This window comes from Streptomyces sp. AcH 505, assembly GCF_000818175.1.
GTDB lineage: Bacteria > Actinomycetota > Actinomycetes > Streptomycetales > Streptomycetaceae > Streptomyces.
Window position 1 is genome coordinate 4,903,680 of the sequence record NZ_JTIY01000001.1, and the last position, 4,389, is coordinate 4,908,068.

Consider the following 4,389-nt stretch of genomic DNA (forward strand, 5'->3'; position numbering starts at 1 on the left):
CGACGTCGCCGCCCGCGCGCTGACCGTCCAGGGCGCGGCACTGGCCGTCGTCCGGGCGACGGCCGAAGGCCGACAACTCGACGAGGTGGAACAGCTGATGATCGACTCGTGCGCCCGGATCAGTGCCCTCGCAACCGACTTGCGGTCCGCCGCGTCGTCGTAAAGTGAACAGATTGTCGCCGGGCGCTCGTTCCGGTGACGCGCGACGAACGGCGAGGAGCTGACCCGACGATGCAGTGTCCCAAGTGTCATGCAGCGATGCACACGTACAACCGCAATGGCATACAGATCGAGCAGTGCAGTGGCTGCCGGGGGATCTTCCTCGACTACGGGGAGCTCGAAACGCTGACCCGCCTGGAGTCCCAGTGGTCCCAGCAGCCGCCCATGCAGCAGCCGATGCCCCCGCAGGCCTACCCGGCCGCCGGCCACGCCCCGGCCTGGGGCGCCCCGCACGGGGGAGGCCACTACGGCGGCCACCACCACAAGAAGAGCTTCGGACACATGCTCTTCTCGTCCTGACAGACGACGAAGCCCCCGGCCGCAGAGGCGGACCGGGGGCTTCTTGCTGTGCGCGATACTGGGATTGAACCAGTGACCTCTTCCGTGTCAGGGAAGCGCTCTCCCGCTGAGCTAATCGCGCGGGCGGCTGTTTGGGCCGGTGAAGAGATATTGACACGCCCCGGCCCCCCACCGCAAATCCATGATCGTCCGCCCCACCCGACGCTGCGCGACGGCTGTTGTCCCGCAGTTGCCCACTCACCGGGGCAGGTATTGCAGGCGGTCTCGTGAGCTCGTGTCGTCTGGGACCATGCCACATGGTCATCATCGACGTGGGCCGAGTCGACGACGAACGCGAGCTGCACGCGCTCCTCAAAACGGAACTTGGCTTCCCGGCCTTCTACGGCATGAACTGGGATGCCTTCTGGGATGCCCTCACCGGTCTGGTCCAGATTCCGGACCATCTGCGCTTCACGGGCTGGGACCACCTCAACACCTGTGTCCCGCGCGGAGCGACCCTGCTCGCACAGACACTGGATCGGTATCGGCAGCAGTACCGGCCGCAATTCCAGGCCGAGTACGCGTAGCGCCCCGGCCGCCTCTTGATGCGCGGGTAGTCACCCGAAACGCCTCAGGGGCTGTCTCCCGTCGTGGGAAACAGCCCCTGAGCTGTGTGGACGATACTGGGATTGAACCAGTGACCTCTTCCGTGTCAGGGAAGCGCTCTCCCGCTGAGCTAATCGTCCTTGGAGGTGGAGACGGGATTTGAACCCGTGTAGACGGCTTTGCAGGCCGTTGCCTCGCCTCTCGGCCACTCCACCTGGAGTGTGGGGCCCGGGAAAGATCCCCCACAATCGAGCGGACGACCAGGTTCGAACTGGCGACCTCAACCTTGGCAAGGTTGCGCTCTACCAACTGAGCTACGTCCGCGTGCCGTTTCCCGGTCCGTTTTGCGTGGCCCGGCGACGTGGTGAACTCTAGCGGATTCCTCCGCCAGCACAAAAACGCGTTTACGCAGCGTGCTGGGCCGCGTTCAGCTGTGGGTGGCCCGCCGATCACGTGGGGGCCACTCGCGGTAGCGTCGGAGGGGTACGAGGCGAGCGTGAGGAGAACCGGACAGATGATGATCTGGGTCAACGGCGGACTGCGGGCGGCGGAGTCCGCGCAGGTGTCGGTGCTCGACCACGGGCTGACCGTGGGGGACGGCATCTTCGAGTCCCTCAAGACCGTGCACGGCCGGCCGTTCGCGCTCACCCGCCATCTCGACCGGCTCGCCCGCTCCGCCCGTGGCCTCGGGCTGCCGGCTCCCGACCTCGACGAGGTCCGCGCCGCCTGCACCGCCGTGCTCGACGCCAATCCGGCGCCGCTCGGCCGGCTGCGGATCACCTACACCGGCGGACTCTCGCCGCTCGGCTCCGCGCGGGGCGACGCGGGCACGTCCCTCGTCGTCGCGCTCGCCGAGTCCGAGCCGCGCGCCGAGACCACCGCCGTGGTCACCGTCCCCTGGACGCGCAACGAGCGCGGCGCGCTCGCCGGGCTGAAGACCACCTCGTACGCCGAGAACGTGGTCGCCCTCGCCGCCGCCCACGAACAAGGCGCGTCAGAAGCGCTCTTCGCCAACACCGTCGGGCAGCTGTGCGAGGGCACCGGGTCCAACGTCTTCGTCGTGGTCGACGGCGAACTGCACACCCCGCCGCTGGCCTCCGGCTGTCTCGCCGGCATCACCCGCGAGCTCGTCGTCGAATGGTCCGGCGCCCGGGAGACCGACCTGCCGCTCGGCGTTCTCCAAAGCGCGGACGAGATCTTCGTGACGTCGAGCCTGCGCGACGTGCAGGCCGTCCACCGGGTGGACAGCCGCGAACTGCCCACCGCCCCGGGCCCGGTGACCGCCAAGGCGATGCGCGTGTTCGACGAGCGGTCCGGCGCCGATCTCGACCCGTAGGACCGCCCCCGCAGGACCACCGGGCGCAAAGAGGATGACGCCGCCCCCGCAGGCGGGTAGAACTCCGGTGATGACCACGACCCTGCGGCCGACCGGGCCGCTTCAGAAGACCGGTGACGGCGCCCAGTCACGCAGCTACCAGGTCTGCGTCAACAGCAGACCCGTCGGGCTGATCGAACTCGGCACCGACCCGGGCTTCGGCTCCACCGTGGGTGTCGTCCACGCGCTGCACATCGACGAACCCGACCGCGGCAGAGGAAGAGGAACGGTCGCCGCGCTCGCCGCCGAGGAGGTGCTGCGCGGCTGGGGCTGCGAGCAGGTGCTGGCGGCCGCCCCCGCCGACGCCGTCCCCGCGCTCCGTACGCTGGCCGCCCTCGGCTACGTCGAACGCAGCCGCAACATGATCAAGGACCTGGCCCCCGAGCCGCCCGAGCTGCCCGCCGGGGTCGAGGCGCGCCCGATGACCCTGGCCGAGTTCCAGGACTGGCTGGTCAAGGCGCAGGAGAAGTTCGCCGAGCACTGGATCGCCCGCGGCGCGACCCCGGAGCAGGCACGGGCCAAGTCGGAGGCGAGCCACCGCGAGAGCCTGCCGGCGGGCCTCGACACCCCCGGCGTCTCGATGTGGGTCCTGATCGCCGAGGGCGAGGTCGTCGGCCATGTCTGGGTCGCGCGGCGTGAGGTACGGCCCGGCGAGCGGGCGCCGTACGTGTACGACGTGGCGGTCGCCGAGGACCGCCGCGGCAAGGGGTACGGCCGCGCGCTGATGCTGCTCGCCGAGCGGATCGCGGGGGAGGGCGGGGCGTCCCTGATCGGCCTGCACGTCTTCTCCGACAACACCCCGGCCGTCCGGCTGTACGAGTCGCTCGGTTACGGGACGACCGGCATCAACTTCTTCAAGCGGCTTCTCTAGCCGCCGCCAGCCGCCAGCCGCCAGCCGCCAGCCGCCAGTAGCTACCAGCTAGTCGCTCAGGAGCCCGTCCACGATCTCCTCGATCCGCTCGCGCAGCCCCTCCTGGCTCTTGCCGCCGTCGAGCCGCTCGCCGCCCACCTCGTACGTGGGCGTGCCCGTCACGCCGATCGCCTTGCCCTCGGCCTGGTCGGCGTCCACGACCAGGATGTGCCGCCCGTCGATCAGGGCCGTGTCGAACTCCTCCGCGTCCAGGCCGAGCTCGCGGGCGATCTCCACCAGCAGGGGCTCGCCGGCGGCCGCCAGCTCCGCCGTACGGGCCAGCACGGCTTCCACGTACGGCCAGCCGCGCCCCTGCTCGGCCGCCTCCTCCGCCGCCTGCGCCGCGGCGAAGGCGTGCCGGTGCTTCTCCAGCGGGAAGTGCCGGAGCCGGGGATCGAGGCCGTCCCCGTAACGGGCCCGGAGCGCGGCGATGTCCGCCAGGGCGCTGTGACAGTCGGTGCACTGGAGGTCGCACCAGACGTCGAGGACGACGGGACGGCGGGTGGAGGAGTCGCTCATGGGGTCAGTCTCCCAGCAGGAGGCGGGCCGCTCCGACCGGGACCTGGGGAGGACCGCGCCCCCGATATGTCCCTGAGAGGTGGCCTCCGCCCGTGGCCCCGAACGAGGTACCAGGTGCAGGATGGAGGAAGTACGAGTTTTTCCGACCAGCCTTTACCGATGATCGACGGCGGCAGGCGCTGCCTGGAGGACCGGATGATTGCCGAGACCATTTGTTCCGCGGTGTCTGTGGCGGGCCTGGGCATCGCCGCGGTCACGGCGTACCGCAAGCGTTTCCTGAAGGCGACGCGGATCGCCGCGTACTCGCTGGTCCCGATCGGGCTCGTGCTGACCGGGGTCGTCAAATGGCTGGCGCACACGGCCTTCAGCGTGACGGCGTGGTCCGGATTCGTGCTGCTGGCCGTCGCCTGGCTGCTCTTCATGCTGACCAGAGCGATCGAACGGCGCACCGGCGGCACCCGCAAGGAGCGCAGGGCCGCCG

Annotated in this window: 5 protein-coding genes, 4 tRNA genes and 2 pseudogenes; 6 read left to right on the forward strand and 5 right to left on the reverse strand. The window is 70.0% G+C overall.

All coding sequences use genetic code 11. From position 1 onward, the window contains the following. Together HY68_RS45405 and HY68_RS22385 are read left to right on the forward strand one after the other, a co-directional pair. Positions 1–163 (forward strand): annotated as a pseudogene (locus HY68_RS45405) (aminoglycoside phosphotransferase family protein); the annotation flags it as partial. Between the two features lie 68 nt (positions 164–231). Beyond that, on the forward strand, positions 232–519 hold the full coding sequence (locus HY68_RS22385) for a zf-TFIIB domain-containing protein (protein WP_041991552.1): 288 nt from the start codon (positions 232–234) through the stop codon (positions 517–519). A gap of 49 nt (positions 520–568) precedes the next feature. Here the strand turns inward: HY68_RS22385 and HY68_RS22390 are convergent. After that, positions 569–640: transfer RNA gene (locus tag HY68_RS22390), tRNA-Val, on the reverse strand. Positions 641–815: 175 nt separating this feature from the next. Between HY68_RS22390 and HY68_RS22395 the strand changes: the two genes are divergently transcribed. Continuing rightward, positions 816–1,085: a barstar family protein gene (locus tag HY68_RS22395; protein ID WP_041991554.1), complete on the forward strand. Its 270-nt coding sequence runs from the start codon at positions 816–818 to the stop codon at positions 1,083–1,085. Positions 1,086–1,172: 87 nt separating this feature from the next. Here the strand turns inward: HY68_RS22395 and HY68_RS22400 are convergent. The 3 genes from HY68_RS22400 to HY68_RS22410 form a co-directional block, all read right to left on the reverse strand. After that, positions 1,173–1,244: transfer RNA gene (locus HY68_RS22400), tRNA-Val, on the reverse strand. 1 nt (position 1,245) lies between these two features. Further along, positions 1,246–1,319 (reverse strand) — tRNA-Cys (locus tag HY68_RS22405). A gap of 36 nt (positions 1,320–1,355) precedes the next feature. Continuing rightward, positions 1,356–1,428 (reverse strand) — tRNA-Gly (locus tag HY68_RS22410). A gap of 190 nt (positions 1,429–1,618) precedes the next feature. On the opposite strand from HY68_RS22410, the gene HY68_RS22415 reads away from it, so the two are divergent. Beyond that, positions 1,619–2,440, forward strand: a complete 822-nt coding sequence (locus HY68_RS22415; protein ID WP_041991556.1) for an aminodeoxychorismate lyase — start codon at positions 1,619–1,621, stop codon at positions 2,438–2,440. A gap of 70 nt (positions 2,441–2,510) precedes the next feature. Further along, positions 2,511–3,350 (forward strand): GNAT family N-acetyltransferase, encoded by an 840-nt coding sequence (locus HY68_RS22420; protein ID WP_041991558.1) that lies wholly within the window; start codon positions 2,511–2,513, stop codon positions 3,348–3,350. A 48-nt stretch (positions 3,351–3,398) separates the two neighbouring features. Here HY68_RS22420 and HY68_RS22425 read toward each other — a convergent pair whose 3' ends face one another. Then, entirely contained in the window at positions 3,399–3,908 is a 510-nt protein-coding gene (locus HY68_RS22425) for a DsbA family protein (RefSeq protein WP_041991560.1), read from the reverse strand. A 195-nt stretch (positions 3,909–4,103) separates the two neighbouring features. Between HY68_RS22425 and HY68_RS22430 the strand changes: the two are divergent. Then, positions 4,104–4,389, forward strand: a pseudogene (locus HY68_RS22430) (hypothetical protein); the annotation flags it as partial.

Bases quoted from the DNA above. Each gene is read 5' to 3' on its own strand.
- HY68_RS22425 (WP_041991560.1), bottom strand. From the start codon at position 3,908: ATGAGCGACTCCTCCACCCGCCGTCCCGTCGTCCTCGACGTCTGGTGC.
- HY68_RS22415 (WP_041991556.1), top strand. From the start codon at position 1,619: ATGATGATCTGGGTCAACGGCGGACTGCGGGCGGCGGAGTCCGCGCAG.
- HY68_RS22385 (WP_041991552.1), top strand. From the start codon at position 232: ATGCAGTGTCCCAAGTGTCATGCAGCGATGCACACGTACAACCGCAAT.
- HY68_RS22395 (WP_041991554.1), top strand. From the start codon at position 816: ATGGTCATCATCGACGTGGGCCGAGTCGACGACGAACGCGAGCTGCAC.
- HY68_RS22420 (WP_041991558.1), top strand. From the start codon at position 2,511: ATGACCACGACCCTGCGGCCGACCGGGCCGCTTCAGAAGACCGGTGAC.